This is a genomic window from Peribacillus sp. Bi134, assembly GCF_918698065.1.
Taxonomy (GTDB): domain Bacteria; phylum Bacillota; class Bacilli; order Bacillales; family DSM-1321; genus Peribacillus.
This window is the reverse complement of the sequence record NZ_CAKKLN010000008.1, coordinates 212352-230703: the sequence shown is the minus strand read 5'-3', so window position 1 is coordinate 230703 and position 18352 is coordinate 212352. Positions and strand designations below refer to the sequence as shown.

At 43.0% G+C, this 18352-nt stretch carries 13 protein-coding genes, 1 pseudogene and 1 riboswitch; of the genes and pseudogenes, 11 read left to right on the top strand and 3 right to left on the bottom strand.

Going from position 1 to position 18352, the window contains the following annotated elements:
- Nucleotides 1–133: 133 nt before the first annotated feature.
- The 3 genes from LQ188_RS19450 to LQ188_RS19440 all read left to right on the top strand — a co-directional run bounded on the left by LQ188_RS19450 (nucleotide 134) and on the right by LQ188_RS19440 (nucleotide 4647).
- Nucleotides 134–1459 carry an aspartate aminotransferase family protein gene (locus LQ188_RS19450; protein ID WP_101224905.1) on the top strand — a complete coding sequence of 442 codons (1326 nt, stop codon included), beginning with the start codon at nucleotides 134–136 and terminating at the stop codon, nucleotides 1457–1459.
- A 12-nt stretch (nucleotides 1460–1471) separates the two neighbouring features.
- A complete protein-coding gene (locus LQ188_RS19445; protein WP_290370128.1) occupies nucleotides 1472–2911 on the top strand; it encodes an aldehyde dehydrogenase family protein in 1440 nt (479 codons plus the stop codon).
- Between the two features lie 215 nt (nucleotides 2912–3126).
- On the top strand, nucleotides 3127–4647 hold the full coding sequence (locus LQ188_RS19440) for an aldehyde dehydrogenase family protein (RefSeq protein WP_230177866.1): 1521 nt from the start codon (nucleotides 3127–3129) through the stop codon (nucleotides 4645–4647).
- A 347-nt stretch (nucleotides 4648–4994) separates the two neighbouring features.
- Here LQ188_RS19440 and LQ188_RS19435 read toward each other — a convergent pair whose 3' ends face one another.
- Nucleotides 4995–7043 carry a molybdopterin oxidoreductase family protein gene (locus LQ188_RS19435; RefSeq protein ID WP_230177865.1) on the bottom strand — a complete coding sequence of 683 codons (2049 nt, stop codon included), beginning with the start codon at nucleotides 7041–7043 and terminating at the stop codon, nucleotides 4995–4997.
- Between the two features lie 151 nt (nucleotides 7044–7194).
- Between LQ188_RS19435 and putP the strand changes: the two genes are divergently transcribed.
- The 4 genes from putP to megL all read left to right on the top strand — a co-directional run bounded on the left by putP (nucleotide 7195) and on the right by megL (nucleotide 12676).
- On the top strand, nucleotides 7195–8664 hold the full coding sequence (putP, locus tag LQ188_RS19430) for a sodium/proline symporter PutP (protein ID WP_230177863.1): 1470 nt from the start codon (nucleotides 7195–7197) through the stop codon (nucleotides 8662–8664).
- Nucleotides 8665–8778: 114 nt separating this feature from the next.
- The gene (locus LQ188_RS19425) at nucleotides 8779–10104 is read left to right on the top strand and encodes an ATP-binding protein (protein WP_230177861.1); all 1326 of its coding nucleotides are present in this window, start codon (nucleotides 8779–8781) and stop codon (nucleotides 10102–10104) included.
- Nucleotides 10105–10151: 47 nt separating this feature from the next.
- Nucleotides 10152–11288: a DEAD/DEAH box helicase gene (locus LQ188_RS19420; RefSeq protein WP_101224899.1), complete on the top strand. Its 1137-nt coding sequence runs from the start codon at nucleotides 10152–10154 to the stop codon at nucleotides 11286–11288.
- 212 nt (nucleotides 11289–11500) lie between these two features.
- The gene (megL, locus tag LQ188_RS19415) at nucleotides 11501–12676 is read left to right on the top strand and encodes a methionine gamma-lyase (RefSeq protein WP_230177859.1); all 1176 of its coding nucleotides are present in this window, start codon (nucleotides 11501–11503) and stop codon (nucleotides 12674–12676) included.
- Here the strand turns inward: megL and LQ188_RS19410 are convergent.
- Complete coding sequence (locus LQ188_RS19410; protein ID WP_230177857.1) at nucleotides 12673–13410, bottom strand: TspO/MBR family protein; 738 nt, start codon at nucleotides 13408–13410, stop codon at nucleotides 12673–12675. The two genes, megL and LQ188_RS19410, sit on opposite strands and share 4 nt — an antisense overlap.
- A gap of 202 nt (nucleotides 13411–13612) precedes the next feature.
- Nucleotides 13613–13743, top strand: a riboswitch (FMN riboswitch).
- A 146-nt stretch (nucleotides 13744–13889) separates the two neighbouring features.
- Here LQ188_RS19410 and ribE (LQ188_RS19405) point away from each other — a divergent pair.
- From ribE (LQ188_RS19405) to LQ188_RS19390, 4 genes and pseudogenes are all read left to right on the top strand, one after another.
- Nucleotides 13890–14528, top strand: a complete 639-nt coding sequence (gene ribE, locus LQ188_RS19405; RefSeq protein ID WP_101224897.1) for a riboflavin synthase — start codon at nucleotides 13890–13892, stop codon at nucleotides 14526–14528.
- 18 nt (nucleotides 14529–14546) lie between these two features.
- A pseudogene (ribB, locus tag LQ188_RS19400) lies at nucleotides 14547–15185 on the top strand (3,4-dihydroxy-2-butanone-4-phosphate synthase); the annotation flags it as partial.
- A 77-nt stretch (nucleotides 15186–15262) separates the two neighbouring features.
- Nucleotides 15263–15733 carry a 6,7-dimethyl-8-ribityllumazine synthase gene (ribE, locus tag LQ188_RS19395; RefSeq protein ID WP_048685088.1) on the top strand — a complete coding sequence of 157 codons (471 nt, stop codon included), beginning with the start codon at nucleotides 15263–15265 and terminating at the stop codon, nucleotides 15731–15733.
- A 387-nt stretch (nucleotides 15734–16120) separates the two neighbouring features.
- Nucleotides 16121–17287 (top strand): oligoribonuclease, encoded by a 1167-nt coding sequence (locus tag LQ188_RS19390; RefSeq protein ID WP_101224895.1) that lies wholly within the window; start codon nucleotides 16121–16123, stop codon nucleotides 17285–17287.
- Nucleotides 17288–17349: 62 nt separating this feature from the next.
- Here LQ188_RS19390 and LQ188_RS19385 read toward each other — a convergent pair whose 3' ends face one another.
- On the bottom strand, nucleotides 17350–18216 hold the full coding sequence (locus tag LQ188_RS19385; protein ID WP_230177856.1) for a YihY/virulence factor BrkB family protein: 867 nt from the start codon (nucleotides 18214–18216) through the stop codon (nucleotides 17350–17352).
- Between the last annotated feature and the right edge of the window lie 136 nt (nucleotides 18217–18352).

Below are 18352 nucleotides of genomic sequence, written 5' to 3'. Positions count from 1 at the left end.
GAATCATATTAACTTGAATACCTTTAATATAAGGCTCATATAATTTGGCATGCATCTTGCTATATCTATATATATAAATATAAAAAATAAACTAGCTTGAAAAAAATCCATACATGAGAAGGGTGTTTTTTACATGATTAAAGAGACTACGGGTATTCAGGAATTAATCGATTTGGATAAAAAGCATTTTATCCATCCGACTACGTCAATTGAGCAACAGCAGGCAGATGGTCCAAGTTTCATCTTTAAGGAAGGAAAGGGAATATATCTTACGGATGTAACGGGTAGGACTGTCATTGATGGCATGGCTTCACTTTGGAATGTGAATATTGGACATGGACAAGAAGAGATGGCTGATGTCGCAAAGGAACAAATGGCGAAGTTAGCTTTCACCTCAAGTTTCGCCACTTTCAGCAATGAGCCGGCAATCCGTTTAGCGGCCAAAATCGCTTCCATCGCTCCTGGGGATTTGAATGCAGTTTTCTTCACTTCAGGTGGATCGGAGTCGAATGATACGGCAATCAAGCTTGCTCGACATTACTGGCTTTTGAAAGGGCAGCCTAACCGTCAAAAAATCATTTCCCGCTCGAAATCCTATCATGGAGTGGCAATGGGAGCCACAAGTGCGACTGGCCTGAAGCCGTTCCGAGACTTCACGAATTCAATCGCACCGGATTTTTACCATGTGGACGGTTCTTCCATTGAGGAGTTGCGTAAGGTCATAGAACAGGAAGGACCGGAAACGATTGCGGCATTTATCGCTGAACCGATTCAAGGGGCCGGCGGCGTGAACCTTCCTCCTGAAGGCTATTTTAAAGAAGTAAGGGAGATTTGTAATGAATACGGCATTTTAATGGTGACGGATGAAGTCATTACAGGTTTCGGAAGAACAGGGACTTATTTTGGGATTGAACACTTTGGTGTTGTACCTGATATGATGTGCTTTGCAAAAGGTGTGACAAGCGGATATGCACAGTTAGGCGGGGTCGTCCTGAATGATAAGATGCATCAGGATTTCATTGCCCTTTCAAAAGGCACGCTTTTACACGGCTACACATACAGTGGCCATCCTATGGCTTGTGCGGTTGCTTTGAAAAATATTGAAATAATTGAACGTGAAAACCTGATAGAAAACTCGAAACAGCGTGGTGAAGAGTTGCTTGCCGGCTTTAAGAAGCTTCAAAGCAAACATCCGATTATTGGTGATGTCAGGGCACTTGGATTAATTGGAGGCATCTCCATCGTAAAGGACAAACAAACAGGCGAAGGCTTTGAGACTCAGCTTGCTCCAAGGCTGGTTGCTGAAGCGGCTAAGAATGGTTTGATTTGCCGGTCTGTTACGTTTGATCAAGATACACTCGTATTCGCACCGCCTTTAATCATTACTAAATCGGAAGTCGAAAGAATAATTGAAATCCTTGATGAGACATTTACTGCTGTCGAAAAAGAAATTTTATAAGAGGTGAAAGTGATGGTCATGACTGAAACGCTGAAAAAGAAATTATTCATTAATGGTAAATGGCAAGAAGCTGAAAAATTCACGACACTAAAGTCTCCCTATAGCGGGGAAGTTCTAGCGGAGATTCCTTCGGCAAGCCTTGAAGATGTCGAGTTGGCAATAGAATCAGCCTATCAAGCTAGAAAATCAATGGCAGCTTTACCTAGTCATAAACGTGCTGCCATACTTGAAAAGCTTGCGAGCCTTTTGGAAAGCCGCAAAGATGAGGCAGCTGAAATAATTGCTAAAGAGGCAGCGAAACCGATTAAAACGGCAATGGTTGAAGTATCCCGGACGATTGCCACATATAAATTTGCAGCAGAGGAAGCAAAACGGATTCATGGAGAAACATTGACGATGGATGCTACAGCTGACGGAGAAGGAAGAATAGGATACACAGTCCGTGAGCCTCTAGGTGTCGTAGGTGCGATTACGCCTTTTAATTTTCCGATGAACCTGGTTGCCCATAAAGTAGGCCCGGCGATTGCTGCCGGAAATACACTTGTCCTGAAACCTGCGAGCCAAACACCGCTATCTTCGCTATTCCTTGCTGAACTATTAGCTGAAACGGATTTGCCGGCAGGTGCGTTTAATTTAGTTACCGGAAGCGGCTCGGTAATCGGTGATAAATTAGTCACAGATTCACGGGTAAAGAGCATTTCGTTTACAGGAAGTCCGGCTGTCGGAATCGGGATCCGCAATAAGGCCGGGTTAAAGAAAGTGAGTCTTGAACTAGGTTCGAATGCGGCTGTCATCGTTGATAAAGGGATCAATATCGATAAAATCATCCAACGCTGTGTATCCGCAGCATTCGCTTTTCAAGGGCAGGTCTGTATTTCCTTACAGCGTGCATATGTTCATGAAGAGGTATATGATGAGTTCGTCAAAAAATTCACAGAAGCAACGAATGGCTTGAAACTTGGAGATTCTTTGGACCCATCGGTGGATATTTCGGCATTGATCAGCGCTGGCGATGTACAGCGAAGCCTGGATTGGATCGCTGAAGCTAAACAACACGGTGCGATTGTTGCAGCAGGAGGCAAATCTGAAGGAAATATCCTGCATCCAACTGTGTTGCTGGAAGTGGATGCAATGCTTAAGGTATCTTGTCAGGAAGTCTTCGCTCCAATTGTTTTGATCAATAAGGTTTCTTCCGTTGAGGAAGCGATTGACTTGGTCAATGATTCCGAATTCGGATTGCAGGCCGGGATTTACACAGAAAATATCAATCTGGCTCTTTCTGCCGCAGAAAAATTGGAAGTCGGCGGTGTTATCATTAATGATATCCCAACTTACCGTGTCGACAACATGCCATATGGCGGAGTCAAAAAAAGCGGAACTGGCCGCGAGGGGCTGAAATATGCAATTGAAGAAATGACGGAAATGAAATTGGTCATTATTAACCGGAATTAATCAGAAAAGAGGTGAGCAGCTGCTCATCTCTTTTTTCTATGAATCTTGAAAGAGTTTGGCCCATGAGTTATGCAAAAATGAATAGGTAATTCACCACTGAATTTAAATGAGACAGGAAAGGGCAAAAAACCGTGAGTTACCTAATATTTCAAACTGGCATGAATCTTGCTCATATAATATATAGGTAGATAACTTAAAACCGAGGAGGAAATTACATGCAGGAAACTTTGCAAAATAACAAGAAAAAAGAAGGAACGGGAGCACTGGACTTAAAGATGTTCATCAATGGGGAATGGGTGAATTCGACTTCAGGCGAGAAGAGGGATGTATTGAATCCGGCTACAGGGGAAGTTATTGCCAAAGCTGCGGAAGGAACACAGGAAGATGTGGATGCAGCGGTCGAGGCAGCAAAATATGCTTTCTATGAAGGTGGTTGGTGGGGAACTCCTGCAGTGGAAAGAGCTCGCATTTTATTCAAAATAGCCGACAAAATAGAAGAAAAAGCTGAAGAACTAGCTGCGTTGGAAACATTGGATAATGGGAAACCATTGCGTGAGGCTCGTTATGATATCGCTGATTCAGCAGCCTGTTTTAGATATTATGCAGGATTGGCTACAAAACCGACAGGTCAGACTTTTGAAGTTCCTGACGGCCAGCAAGCGATGGTCGTAAGGGAACCGATCGGTGTATGCGGTCAGATCGTCCCATGGAATTTCCCTCTAATGATGTCAGCCTGGAAACTGGCTCCGGCGCTTGCAGCAGGAAATTCCGTTGTATTCAAACCATCTGAGATCACTCCGGTGACAGCGGTCAAACTATTTGAAATCATGGATGAGGTCGGATTGCCAAAGGGTGTCGCAAACCTTGTTTTGGGAGCGGGGCCAGTTGTCGGACAAGCCATTGCCGAACATGAGGAAATCGATAAAGTAGCCTTTACAGGAGGAACGGCAACAGGACGTAAGATCATGGAGGCTTCACTGGGTAACCTAAAGAAAGTGACATTGGAGCTCGGCGGGAAATCGCCTAATATCGTATTTGCGGACTCTGACTTTGAGACTGCAGTTGATTATGCTCTATATGGGATTTTCTGTAATCAAGGACAAGTGTGCTCAGCAGGCTCCCGTTTGTTGTTGGAAGAGTCCATTTACGATCAGTTCATTGCAAGTCTTACTGCGAAGGCGAAAAAGATCAAAGTAGGTTCAGGTTCTGATGAAAACAGCCAGATGGGACCTATCGTTTCAGAAGCCCATATGAACAAAATATTATCGTATATCCAAATCGGAAAAGAAGAAGGTGCCAAATTAATCGTCGGTGGAAATCGAATTAAAGAAGAAGGCATGGATAAAGGTTACTTTGTCGAACCTACTATTTTTGTTGATACGACACCGGACATGCGGATTGTGCAGGAAGAAATTTTTGGGCCGGTGCTTGTCGTTCAAAAATTCAAGGATGAAGCGGAAGCTCTTCGACTTGCCAATGATACGAAATATGGCTTAGCGGGAGCGGTGTTCACGAATGATATCGCAAAAGCATACCGTGTCATTAAAAAAGTGCGTGCAGGCATCACTTGGATTAACTCATATCACCCAACTTATAACGAAGCTCCTTGGGGAGGGTTCAAGCAAAGCGGAAATGGACGCGAACTGGGAACTTTCGGTTACGAAGCTTATACGGAAGTGAAGCAAATCAATAACAACTTGGATATCCAGCCAACAGGCTGGTTTGATGAAGAGTAAATAGCTTGACGAAAAGGCTGTTCCTTAGGGAACAGCCTTTTTTGTGGATCGCAGATATATTTCTGAAATCGGAGATATATTCAGGGAAATCGCAGATAAAACTCCGAAATTGCAGATAAAATGCCGGAATCGGAGATAAAACTCCGAAAATCGGAGAAATAGTCCGAGAATCGCAGATAAAACTCCGAAAATCGGAGAAATAGTCCGAGAATCGCAGATAAAACTCCGAAATTGCAGATAAAATGCCGGAATCGGAGATAAAACTCCGAAAATCGGAGATATAATCCGAAAATCGGAGATATATTTCAAAGAATCGCAGGTATATTCAAAGATTGCTCAAGGTTGATCTACTTTTGTTGGACTTTTTCAAGGTCCACCCGTCCTGAGAAGAAAACGGCGCCATTCCCCATATCTGCGAGCCGATCTGGGGTAAGGGAATTAATGTGTTGCTTTGTTTCGGGCGTATTCTGCCACAAGCCTTGGCTGACAAGAACGCCTGGTAACACATTTTCTCCAGGAGCAGCGGTAAGCAAACATTCACCGCGATCGTTCCAGATTTTAACGATATCTCCGGGTGCTATCCCCATTGTTTTGGCATCAGCGGCATTCATGTGCAGTTTTGGTTCCTTTTCCATGGAGATATGTTTGGCATTATTTGAAAAGGTTGAATTCAAGAAATTGTGATTAGGTGCCGGTATGAATAAAAATGGCAGGTCGCTGTCTTTAATGATGGGTGTATATGTTGGCAAAGGCTCGTATCCATCCCGCTTCATCCTTTCGGAATAAAGTTCGATTTTACCGCTTGGTGTCGGGAGTTTGCCTGGGAACATCGGCCGCATTTTGGCTTTGAGAAATTGATTCCTCGAAAGGGAGTCATAGGTGATGCCTTCCAAATGCGGGTTGTCGGGAAAATCCAGCGCCTGCCGTATCATATCTTCCTCTGAATCTCTAAATGCTTGTTCCTCAAATCCCATTCCAACAGCCAACAGTTTGAACAATTCAACATTCGATTTAGATTCGCCATATTTTTCGACTACAGGTTTTTGTATTTGGACGTAATTATGCCAGTATGAATTATAAAAATCCTCCGTTTCATAAGATGACGTGGCAGGAAGGACGATGTCGGCAAACATGGCCGTTTCGGTTAAGAATAGATCATGGACCACTGTGAATAGATCTTCCCGCATTAGACCCTCCTGTACCTTATTTGCATTTGGAGCGACAAGTGCTGGGTTGGAGCCGTAAACAAACATGGAGCGAATCGGGTTTTCTTTTTCCAGAAGAGCTTGCCCGATTTGGTTCATATTAATGGTCCGGGTAGCTTTATTTTGCAATAAATCCGGACGTCTTAAGGCATTTGTATTAAACGCGAGATATCCTGAATTCCCTTTGATGGCTCCGCCGCCTTCCGCCATCCATTGGCCGGTAAGGGCAGGCAGGCAGGCAATGGTGCGTACTGCCATGCCTCCATTGTCATGGTGCTGCAGGCCATTGCCTATCCGGACGAATGATGGACTGGTCGTGCCGTACATCCTGGCTAATTCATATAAGTCATCAATTGGAACTCCAGTGATCGCGGAGACCGTCGCAGGGTCATATTGGCGGACGTGTTCGCGCAATTCAGCAGCACCCACTGTGTATTCATCGAGAAAGGCCTGGTCGACTAGATTCTCGGCATATAGGATATGCATTAATCCGAGGGCGAGCGCACTATCTGTACCAGGCAGAATGGGAATGAACCAATCCGCCCACTTGCCTGTTTGGTTTTTATGTACGTCAATGACAACTACTTTGGCCCCGTTTTTTCGGGCTTGCTGGGCAAGCGTTACTTGGTGCATATTTGTGCTCACAGCGTTAATGCCCCACATGATGAAAAGTTTTGTATGAATCGTTTCTTCTGGGTCGGTGCCGAATGAACCACCCATTGTATAGCTGTATCCGACTGAGCCGGCCGCGTTACAAATGGAGCGTTCAAGCATGCTTGCACCGAGCCTGTGGAAAAAACGGCGATCCATTCCTTCAGCGCTAAGGTTGCCCATGTTTCCGTAAAAGCTGTAGGGAAGTATGTTTTCCGGACCATGCATATCGATCAGGTCTTTCCATTTGGAAGTGATTGTGTCAATGGCCTCTTCCCAGCTGATTGGAGCGAATTTCCCTTCTCCTTTCTGACCGATGCGCTTTAATGGCTGTTTTAAGCGATTTGGGTCATATAGACGGGCAGTCATGTTGCGGACTTTGTTGCAAATATTCCCTTTTGTGACTGGATGATCAGGGTCTCCTTGAACTTTAATGATTTTCCCATCTTTTTTGTGCAGCAGTAAACCGCATTGATCAGGACAGTCAAGAGAGCAAACAGAGGGAAAGACTCCATCTGGCTGATTGATATAGGATTGCATGGCGTATTCCTCCTTATAATTTAATCTAATAAAATGAATTTTCTTAATTATATTGAAAGTGAAATCGGTGAAAGGTGCAAGAACTTCTTAACATATGTTTTTTTTTCTGATAAGCTTACTAGATGAAAAATTAACCTAGGGGGATTCATTTTTGGATTACGGAATAATAATATCAATTGGAATATACATGGCAGGCATGCTGTTAATTGGTTATTTGGCCTATCGGAAAACGGCAAACTTAACCGATTACATGCTTGGCGGACGGAACTTGGGCCCGGCTGTAACTGCATTGAGTGCAGGTGCTTCCGATATGAGCGGCTGGCTGTTGATGGGTCTTCCGGGTGCAATGTACATAAGCGGATTGAGTGCTGGCTGGATTGTCGTCGGCCTGTGTGCAGGGTCTTATTTAAATTGGCTATTCGTGGCACCAAGACTTCGGACATATACGGAATTGGCCGGTAATTCGATTACGATTCCCGACTTCTTGGGAAATCGGTTCAAGGATGGCTCCCGGGTCTTAAAAGTGGTATCGGCATCGGTCATTTTAATTTTCTTCACCTTTTACACATCTTCAGGCATGGTAGCAGGCGGTGAGCTTTTCCGCACGGCTTTCAATTTGGATTACCGGTGGGGCATCTGGCTGACAGCGAGCGTCGTTATTCTTTATACATTATTCGGCGGATTCCTGGCTGTTAGCTGGACGGACTTCGTACAAGGTACGATTATGTTCATTGCCTTAATTCTAGTCCCGGTTGTCACAATTGTAAATATTGGAGGCTGGGATCCCACTTTCAATGAAATAAAATCGATCAATCCGAATTTATTGCATGTTTTTGAAGGAACATCGACCATTGGCATCATATCTCTTCTGGCATGGGGGCTTGGTTATTTCGGGCAGCCTCATATAATCGTTCGATTCATGGCGGTTTCATCTGTTAAAGAATTGAAAAGCGCACGGCGAATCGGTATGGGCTGGATGATTTTTGCCATCGTCGGAGCGATGTTCACCGGGTTGGTGGGGATTGCTTATTTTAACCTGACAAGCAGTCCTTTAGGGGAAAAAAATGCTGAGTCCGTCTTCATCATTTTAGCAAAAGAACTGTTTCCTTCCCTAATTACTGGCTTTTTGTTGGCTGCGATTTTAGCCGCGGTCATGAGTACGATTGCATCTCAGCTGTTAGTATCGGCAAGTGCCCTGACCGATGATTTTTATAAGCAGTTCATTCGGCCGAAAGCATCTGATAAGGAATTAGTGCTGGTAGGTCGGTTTGGTGTATTGGCGATATCTGCCATTGCCTTATTATTGGCGTTTAATCCAAGCGGTACAATCCTTAAATTGGTGGGTTATGCATGGGCTGGTTTCGGAGCGGCATTCGGTCCTGTCATTCTATTAAGCCTATACTGGAAACGGATGACGAAATGGGGAGCCCTGGCGGGAATGATTGTCGGTACGGCAACCGTGATCGTTTGGGATATGATCGATAAGTTCGCTGAAGTATACGAAATCATTCCTGGTTTCATTGCTGGTTCAATAGCGGTGATCGTTTGCAGCTTATTATCGGCCAAGCCTACAAAAGATATAGAAGAAGAATTCAATCAAGCCATTAAAAACCTCTCTTGATCATTGAAGGTCCAGTTAAAATGCTCTGGATTTTTTAGCTATATAAAACAATGATTGCAATATATATGGTACAATATCGATAGAGTCCTTATGTTGAAAACATGAGGGCTTTTTTTGAGTGATTTGGGAATAATAAACCAAAAACAATACAAAGGAAAAAATATGAACCAATCTCATAAAATTGCATGTAAAGTGGCTTTTATATATATAACCATTGGAGTCTTATGGATTGTCGTTACGGATTACATCTCTATGACACAGGCAAGGGCAGATGTTCAGATATATGCAATGTTTCAACATTCCAAAGGCTGGATGTTCATTTTCATAACCGGGCTTTTCCTATACTTCATAATCAGGTATTGGACGGGGAAAATGTTGAGGTCCCAACAGGAATTCATTCTGAAGGATGAACAGTATCGGTCGCTGTTCAAGCATAACCCGGATTGTGTCCTTGAGCTGAATCTCGAAGGAAATGTAGTTTCGCTAAACCCGGAAGCTGAGAAACTGTTGGGGCATAATAGTGACAATTTGAAAGGCCAGAATGCGAATCATCTCCTCAACTGGAATGAAAGTGAAAAAGTATCTGAATTCTTTTTACAGTCCCTTCAAGGGGAGGCTGTTAAATTCGAAACGACCATCCAGAATAGCAGTGATGAAAAACGGATAATCCGTGTGACCTTTTTACCGATCATCGTTCACGCGGAAATGCTAGGGGTATATGCAATTGTTAGGGATATTACTGAATTGCGGCGCGAAGAGGAATTGATGATCATGTCTGAAAAGCTATCTGTTATCGGACATCTGGCTGCCGCCGTCGCACATGAGATAAGGAATCCACTTACATCGTTAAAAGGATTCGTACAGTTAATGGATATGACCCAGGAAGTAAACCCGCAGCATTCCGATATCATGTTGAAGGAAATTGACCGAATCAATATTATCTCAAGCGAACTTTTGGTTCTCGGGAAGAAACAGGATGTCGCATTTCGCAGGATCGATCTTGCCGACTGTTTACAGCAGGTTTTCACGTTGATGAAAGCAGAAACGAATTTGAATAATATCGAAATGGGGTTCAGGGTTAAAACTGCCGAACCGATTTATATTATGGCTGATTCAATTGAACTTAAACAGTTGGTAATCAATATCATAAAGAACAGCATTGAAGCGATAAAGGATAATGGCGAAATTGAAATTTCACTGCAAATCATCGATGGACAAGCTGTAGTCAGCGTGAGTGATAATGGCATGGGAATGGGGCCCGAGCGTCTTGAACGGATTGGTGAGCCTTTTTACTCAACGAAGGAAAAGGGCACAGGGATCGGGCTTGCAATCTGCCGGAAGATCGTTCATCGCCTTCAGGGGGAAATGGATTTTGAAAGTGAGATAAACAAAGGGACGACGGTTACAATTCGCATTCCGTTGACTACTGGACAAGAATAAATGGTACTATGAAAGATAGGAAAAGTTTTATATTAAAGGAGAACGATATGAGCGAATTACCCGCATTAATAAACGATAGAAAACCATATATACAAGAGGTCTGGAAAAAGTCCGGATTCGGACAACTTACCCCGATTCAAACGAAAGCAATTCCCGTGATTGTCGAGGGAAAAGATATCATGGCCGAATCACCGACAGGTACAGGGAAAACATTAGCATATTTACTGCCATTGCTGGAAAAGATAGATCCTGAAAAAAAATCGCCCCAAGCTTTGATTTTGGCATCATCACGAGAACTGGTCATGCAAATCAATGAAGAAATTCGCATTTGGTCAGAGGGAAGCGGCATTACGGGCGCAGCATTCATCGGCGGTGCAAATGTGAAAAGGCAATTAGACAAACTGAAGAAGCGTCCACAGGTGATTGCTGGAACACCGGGACGGATTTACGAATTGATTGCCCAAAAGAAATTGAAAATGCACGAAGTTAAGACGATAGTACTTGATGAAGGTGACCAATTGATCACTCCGGAGCATATGGGAACGATCAATAATATTATCAAAACAACGCTAAAAGACCGGCAAATCATGGTGTTTTCAGCGACCCTGCCGGAGGAAACGGAAAAAGCGGCCAGGGGATTCATGAATGAACCCGAAATGATCAAGGTTGATAAGCATGAAAAAATGGAATCAAAGGTGGACCATCTTTACTTTGTTGTTGAGAGACGGGAAAAGTCCAAGATTCTAGAGAAAATCACAAGACTTAAAGATGTGAAGGCCCTTGCCTTCCTGAATGATATAGCAGAGCTGAGCGTCTTACATGAAAAGCTGAGCTATAAAGGTATTGAAATGGGCGTGCTTCACGGCGAATCCAATAAAGTCGACAGGGAGAAAGCGCTGCGCAAGCTTCGTTCCGGAAAATCCCCGATGCTGATAGCAACGGATGTAGCGGCAAGGGGGCTAGATATAAAAGGCCTTACTGCGGTCGTTCATATTGATATGGCTGACAACATCGAACAATATATCCATAGATCGGGTAGAACTGGGCGTGCAGGTGCAGATGGCACTGTCATTTCAATCGTAACGGAAAGAGAAGAGCGAGAGTTGAAAAAAATGGCTCGTGAACTAGAACTGCCATTAACGAGAGTAACCTTCTATGGTGGAAACATCGTAGTCGATGAATGATTCGGAAAAAGGGACGGCCATGGCGGCTGTCCCTTTTTTACGAATGCCCGGGTAAATCCACCTGAACTTGTTCATCTATTGCCCTACGGAAATCATATCATCTTTACTAAATTCAGGGGTTCATTTATAGGTGATGACCATGAATGAAAACGCTTCCTTTATATAGGTTTTTGACATATGATAGCAATAGACATAGGTTAGGAGGAGACGGTATGACAGGAAAGTATAAAAAGTTTGAAACGGCAGTCATCCATGAAGGATATGACTCGAAGAAGCATTTAGGAAGCTTGGCAACACCCTTATTTCAAACCTCAACATTCACTTTCGAAAATGCCGAGCAAGGGGAGAGGCGTTTCGCCGGTATGGAAGATGGATATATATATTCACGACTTGGAAATCCAACGGTACATGTGCTTGAAGAAAAGATTGCCGCTTTGGAAGGCGGGGAAGCTGGCCTTGCTTTCGGTTCAGGCATGGCCGCCGTTTCAGCTGTGCTTTTTGCGTTAACGAAAACAGATGACCACATCCTATGCTCACAGGGGTTATATGGTTGTACATTTGGCCTTCTGCAGCTTATGAAAAATAAATACCGCATCACTCATGATTTTTGTGAGATGGATACAGAAGAACAGGTAAGGAAAATGATTCGGCCGGAAACGACCTGCATCTATGTAGAAACCCCGATCAATCCGACGATGAAAATGATTGATTTACAGATGGTGGTGAAAGTTGCGAAGGAACATAATGTGACGGTCGTAGTGGATAATACGTTTTCGACGCCATATCTACAGAGACCGCTTGAGTATGGCTGTGATATCGTCCTTCATAGCGCTACGAAATATCTTTGCGGGCATGGGGATGTCGTTGCAGGACTTGTCGTAGGTAAGAAGGAATTCATGAATCAGATAGCAGGGACTACACAGAAGGATATCGGTGGAATCATTTCACCTTTCGATGCCTGGTTACTATTGCGGGGGTTAAAGACCTTGCCTGTCAGGATGGACCGTCATTCGTCCAATGCAATGGAAATCTTTCATGAACTTAAGAAACATCCAAAAGTGAAAAAGGTATATTATCCAGGTGATGAAGCTTCACCGGATCATTATATAATGCAAAAACAGATGAAACATGGCGGCGGCCTTATCTCTTTCGAATTGCATGGCACAAAACAGGATGCACAGGAATTCCTAAATAAATTGAAACTAATCAAAATTGCCGTAAGTCTTGGGGATGCCGAAACATTGATCCAGCATCCCGCTACCATGACGCACTCTGCCGTTCCTGAAGATTCACGGAAACAAATGGGCATCAGTGACCAGCTGGTCCGTCTCTCAGTTGGCCTAGAAGCTTGGCAGGATGTCTGGCAAGATCTTCAGCAAGCATTTTAGGCTACCATATTCCTTCTACTTTTAATGAAGATGGTGATGGATACGATAAAAGTGATGACAGCCAGGATATAAGAAATGTCCGTAATTACCGGATAGCCGGAGCTATTTCGTATCCCGATGCCTATGAACGCCCAAACGAATACGAGAGGATAGCACCAATCCCGGTTTTTACCTGCAAAGACAAAAGCCAGGATTGTTGCTGCAATCAGCAGGACGATCGTCCATGTTGAACTGGAAACCCCAAAACCGTCCCATTTGATATACGTGAGGTAATAAGAAATGTCAGCGATAGTTGCAACACTTACCCAGCCTGTATAAACGGAAAACGGAAATAGGTCGAAAGGCGCACGCTTCACTTTTTTTACGTTAGTATAAATGACCATTAAAGTAGCCAAAAGAGCAATGATAATGAATACGGATAACAAAAAGTGCTCATAGTGCCAAGCCAAAAGCCAAGCGCCATTCAAGACACAGCTTAAAGCGAACCAAGGGAAGGATGCCTTATAGGCAGGGCTGTTTTGGTGTTTGCTTAAAAACTGCCTGAATACCCAGATGGCGAGCAGGAAATAGATCAAGCCCCATATGGAAAATACATATCCTGCAGGAGTGAAAAGGACATCAAGTTTATCGGAAATCTCTCCTGATGTCTGGCCGTTCAATGGCAGGTAATTAGCTAAAAAATTCATCGTGACGACGAACAGATAGAAAATCAAGTTGATGATGGAAATAAGCATAAGGCTTCCTCCTTATATGAATTGTGAACCTCTAACCCTATTCCACATATTTAGCCTGATTAACCTCTTTGGAGCACATCGGGGACTTTGGAGGTCGTTTTTCCATAAAGAGAGGAAGTTTCTGTAACAATTGAACCATTTAAGGTTAGAAATTTTACATCTTCACTTTATGGTGATAAAATATTCAAAGATTCATATTATTTTAGTCCTTCGGGGTCGGGTGAAAATCCCAACCGGCGGTGATGAAGAAATTCTAAGCCCGCGAGCCTGTTAAAGGCAGGATTTGGTGAGATTCCAAAGCCGACAGTAAAGTCTGGATGGGAGAAGGACGTGTGGAACCCAAGTGTATACGTACGCCTAATTTTTCAAAAATGAAAATGTTGGGCTTTTTAGGTATACAATTTTTTTCACTCATTTCTCCTGCTAACTCCTTAGGTCATCCTAAGGGGTTTTTTATATTTTATAAAAGGGGGAAAAACATGTTTACGGGAATCATTGAGGATATCGGTACCGTTCATTCCATGAACAAAGGAAAAAGCAGTATGGAGTTATCGATTCGTTCTGAAAAAATCCTTGAAGATGTTCATCTGGGGGATAGTATTTCAGTAAACGGGGTCTGCTTAACGGTAACGTCCTTCACTAAAAGTTTGTTTACGGTCGACGTGATGCCGGAAACGGTCAAAGCTTCCTCGATACGGACATTGAAATTGGGATCACCTGTGAATCTTGAACGAGCCATGAGTGCACAGGGAAGGTTTGGCGGTCATTTTGTTTCAGGTCATATCGACGGAACCGGAACGATCATCAAAAAAGAACGGAAAGAAAATGCCGTTTATTATGTAATCCAATTGGAAGAGGGGCTCAGTGCCTTTTGCATTCCAAAAGGATCCGTGGCCATTGATGGAACGAGCTTGACGATATTTGGGATCGAAAGGAACCTATTGACTGTATCACTGATTCCATTGACTCATCAGGACACCATATTGGGACAAAAAGCGGCTGGTGATATCGTTAACATCGAAAACGACATGATAGGGAAATATATAATACATCAAATGAAAAATGGCAATCCAAAACCAGGACTGAATTTAGAGTTTTTGGCAGAGCATGGATTCTAATAAAAGGGCGGTGTAATGATGTTCCATACAATAGAAGAAGCGATAGAAGATTTGAAGGCAGGCAAGGTAGTAATCGTATCCGATGATGAAGACCGTGAAAATGAAGGGGATTTTGTAGTGCTGGCCGAAAAGGCGACACCGGAAGCGATTAATTTCATGGCGACTCATGGACGTGGTTTGATTTGTACAACCATCACTGAAGAACTGGCAGCGAAATTGAAACTGCATCCTATGGTTGGAGAAAATACCGATCATCATGGCACTGCTTTTACGGTAAGTGTCGATCATAAAAGCACCTCTACAGGAATCAGTGCTTTTGAAAGGTCCTTGACCATCCTTGAGCTTCTTAATGAAGATTCGGTCGCTGAAGATTTCCAAAGGCCTGGTCACACTTTTCCGATAGTCGCAAAAGAAGGCGGCGTATTAAGGAGGGCGGGACATACAGAGGCATCGGTGGACTTGGCGAAGTTATGCGGTGCCGCTCCAGCTGGTGTCATTTGTGAAATCATGAATGAAGATGGATCAATGGCCCGGGTATCCGATTTAGAAGTCATCGCTGATAAATTCAACCTGAAGTTCATTACGATAGCCGATTTGATTCGGTATCTTCAACAAAATGATACTATCGGGAACCAGGAGCTTGAACTGAACATCCCGAAAGCTTGAGGATTTAAGTAATTACATCTTACAGAACAAAAAATTATATTGTTTTTTAAAATTAGGAGGAATTGGACATGGGGAAAACTATTGAAGCACAATTAATCGGATCAGGATTGAAAGTCGGTATCGTGGTAGGAAGATTTAATGAGTTTATCACAAGCAAGCTTTTAGGAGGGGCATTGGATGGCCTTAAGCGTCATGGCGTTGATGAGAATGATGTTGACATCGCTTGGGTCCCGGGTGCTTTTGAACTACCGTTAATTGCAAAAAAACTTGTGAATACAGGTAAATATGATGCGGTAATCGGTCTTGGAACGGTAATCAGGGGTGCCACTTCACATTATGATTATGTCTGTAATGAAGCGGCTAAAGGCATGGCTTCCGTTTCCTTGGAAACGGGTGTACCGGTTATCTTCGGTTTGCTGACAACTGAAAATATTGAACAAGCGATTGAACGTGCAGGAACAAAATCAGGTAACAAAGGCTATGAAGCGGCCGTTAGTGCAATTGAAATGGCCAACCTTGGAAAATTGATTGAACAGTGATTTGGTATAAGGAAGCCGCAGGGAATAACGTCCCTGCGGCTTTTTTTGATGTACCGGATCATTTGTCGGATTGGGTCTGGCTTTTTAAACCATTAAGCAATTCTCCAAAGTTCGTAAAATTCCTAGCCATTTGATCGATTAGTGAATGCTGATCTTCACCACGCAACCTCTTCAATGGAAAAACCTCGATTTCAAAGTAATGGACGTTATAAATTATGGAAAATAAAGAATCATCAGGGGGTTTTTCGAAAAAAAACGAACAAAAGCATCACGTAATGGAAGCATGATAAAATATGCGGATATGATTATGCTACAATTGTAAAGATTGCAATTGAAATTCATGTCTTTAGGGAAAAGTAAATTTATTAGTTACTAGGAGGGGTTTGTGTGTACCATCTCTTTACACATAATGATTTAGATGGAGTCGGCTGCGGCATTATAGCTAAGCTGGCCTTCGGAGAAGAAGTAGTGGTAAGTTATAATTCAATTGGTCGCCTTAATCAGAACGTAGGAGCATTTCTTGAGCAGGCCAAGCTTGAAGATACATTGATCGTTACTGATCTATCGGTTGATGAAGATAACGAAAAAATGATTACTCAGTTTGTGGAAGATGGAGGCAAAGCGCTGCTGATCGATCATCATAAGTCAGCATTGCATTTGAACGAACATGATTGGGCATCTGTAACTGTCGAACAGGAAGATGGTAAACAGACGGCAGCGACATCATTATTCTATCAGTATGCAGTTGAAAATAAATACCTGGAACCTTCAAGCATTGTCGCTGAATTCGTTGAATTGGTCCGACAATACGATACTTGGGAATGGGAAGTCAATAAAAATACAACGGCAAAACGATTGAATGACCTGTTTTTCATGATTCCGATAGAGGAATTCGAAATGAAAATTGCAAATAAGCTGTCTACGGCTGAAAGTTTTACTTTTGACGAAGTGGAGCAAACCCTTCTGAATGTTGAAGAGAGTCGGGTAGATCGGTACATAAACAGGAAAAAAAGAGAAGTCTATCAGGCTACGGTCGGTCCCCATACAGCTGGTGTGGTCCATGCAGAGTCATATCACTCAGAATTGGGTAATGAACTGTCGAAAGAGTTCTCGCATCTTGATTATATAGCGATCCTGATGGTTGGAAGTAAAAGAATCAGCTTCCGGACAATTCACGACGATATTGATGTTTCTGAAGTTGCTGGCAAGTACGATGGAGGCGGCCACCAAAAAGCGGCAGGTTGTACCATGTCCGAAAAGGCGTATAGCCAATATGTCGAAAAGACCTTCTTTGCCGAGCCCCTTAAACGAGACGCACATAAGAATCAACTGAATGTAAAGGAATCCCCAGAGGGCTGCCTATATTCAACGAGAGACAAACAGGACATATTCATCTATGAAGATGAAGAAGAGCAATGGATTGTTGAAATCAACGGAAAACAACAGAAAAAAACATTCGATACATTTATGGAAGCGGAAAAATACATGAAGCGGAAATACGCGGCATGGCTGGCCCATGATGAAAGATATGAAGAGTTTGTCAATAAAGGATGAATACGAAAGCGGCTGTCCGAATGGGACAGCCGCTTTTCTACCTTTTGTCGTAATTCATGATTTTATCTTTTAAGCGGGACAGGATGGACGATCGTGCGGGAGGGTTTTTTTGGAATGGAGTTTTGGCGATGAAGAATTGCATTGATTTCTCCGCCGATCACAAAAATCAGACCACTCAAATACAGCCATAGCATCAAGATGATGACGCCTCCTAAACTGCCGTAAGTGGAAGAATAGTTGGCAAAATTACTGACATAGAATGAAAATCCAAGTGATATTCCTAGCCAAAGTACAGTTGCGGTAACTGCCCCAGGGATGACATGTTTAATGGGAAAACTTTTATTCGGTGCAAAGCGATATAAAAAGGTCAGGACAAGTGATATGACCACAACCGCGATAACCCACCGTAATAAGCTGAATATTATTTGCGTTTCTTCAGGGATCGGAATGACTTGCTGTAATAAATCGATGATCACTTTTCCGAAAACGGGGAGACCCAACATGACGATGAATGCCACAACCAGTCCTAATGTCAATGCAATGGAAATGAAGCGGGCTTTAATGAAATTCCTTGTTTCTTCAACATCATAGGCGATATTCATGGAATGGATGAACGCATTCATTCCATTGGAAGCGGACCATATGGTGCCAAGGAAACCAAAAGTCAGTAAGCCTCCGTTCCGTTCAGATAATATGTTAATGATATTTTTCTCGATGACTTCCATCGTTTCCGCAGGCATGAAGGTTTTTATCGTGTCAAGGGCAGTCTGAATATCGATGTTCAGATAAGGTAATAAGGACAGCAGTAAAATGAGCAAAGGGAATAGTGCCAGTAGATAGTAATAAGCTTGTTCTGCTGCCAGTCCGGTCACACGATCTTCCTTTATTTCTTTAATCAGTTTCTTTGAAAATTTTATCGACTTATTCATCTGGGCATCACTCCTGAATAGTTACTTAGGTTATTGCTTCTTTTCCCTCTGCTCATATAAGTTAATCCTCAAAAGAAAAGAAATTGAAAGCCCTAATCCGAGCACTTGTAAAAGCTTGTGACAAATATGCCGGAAT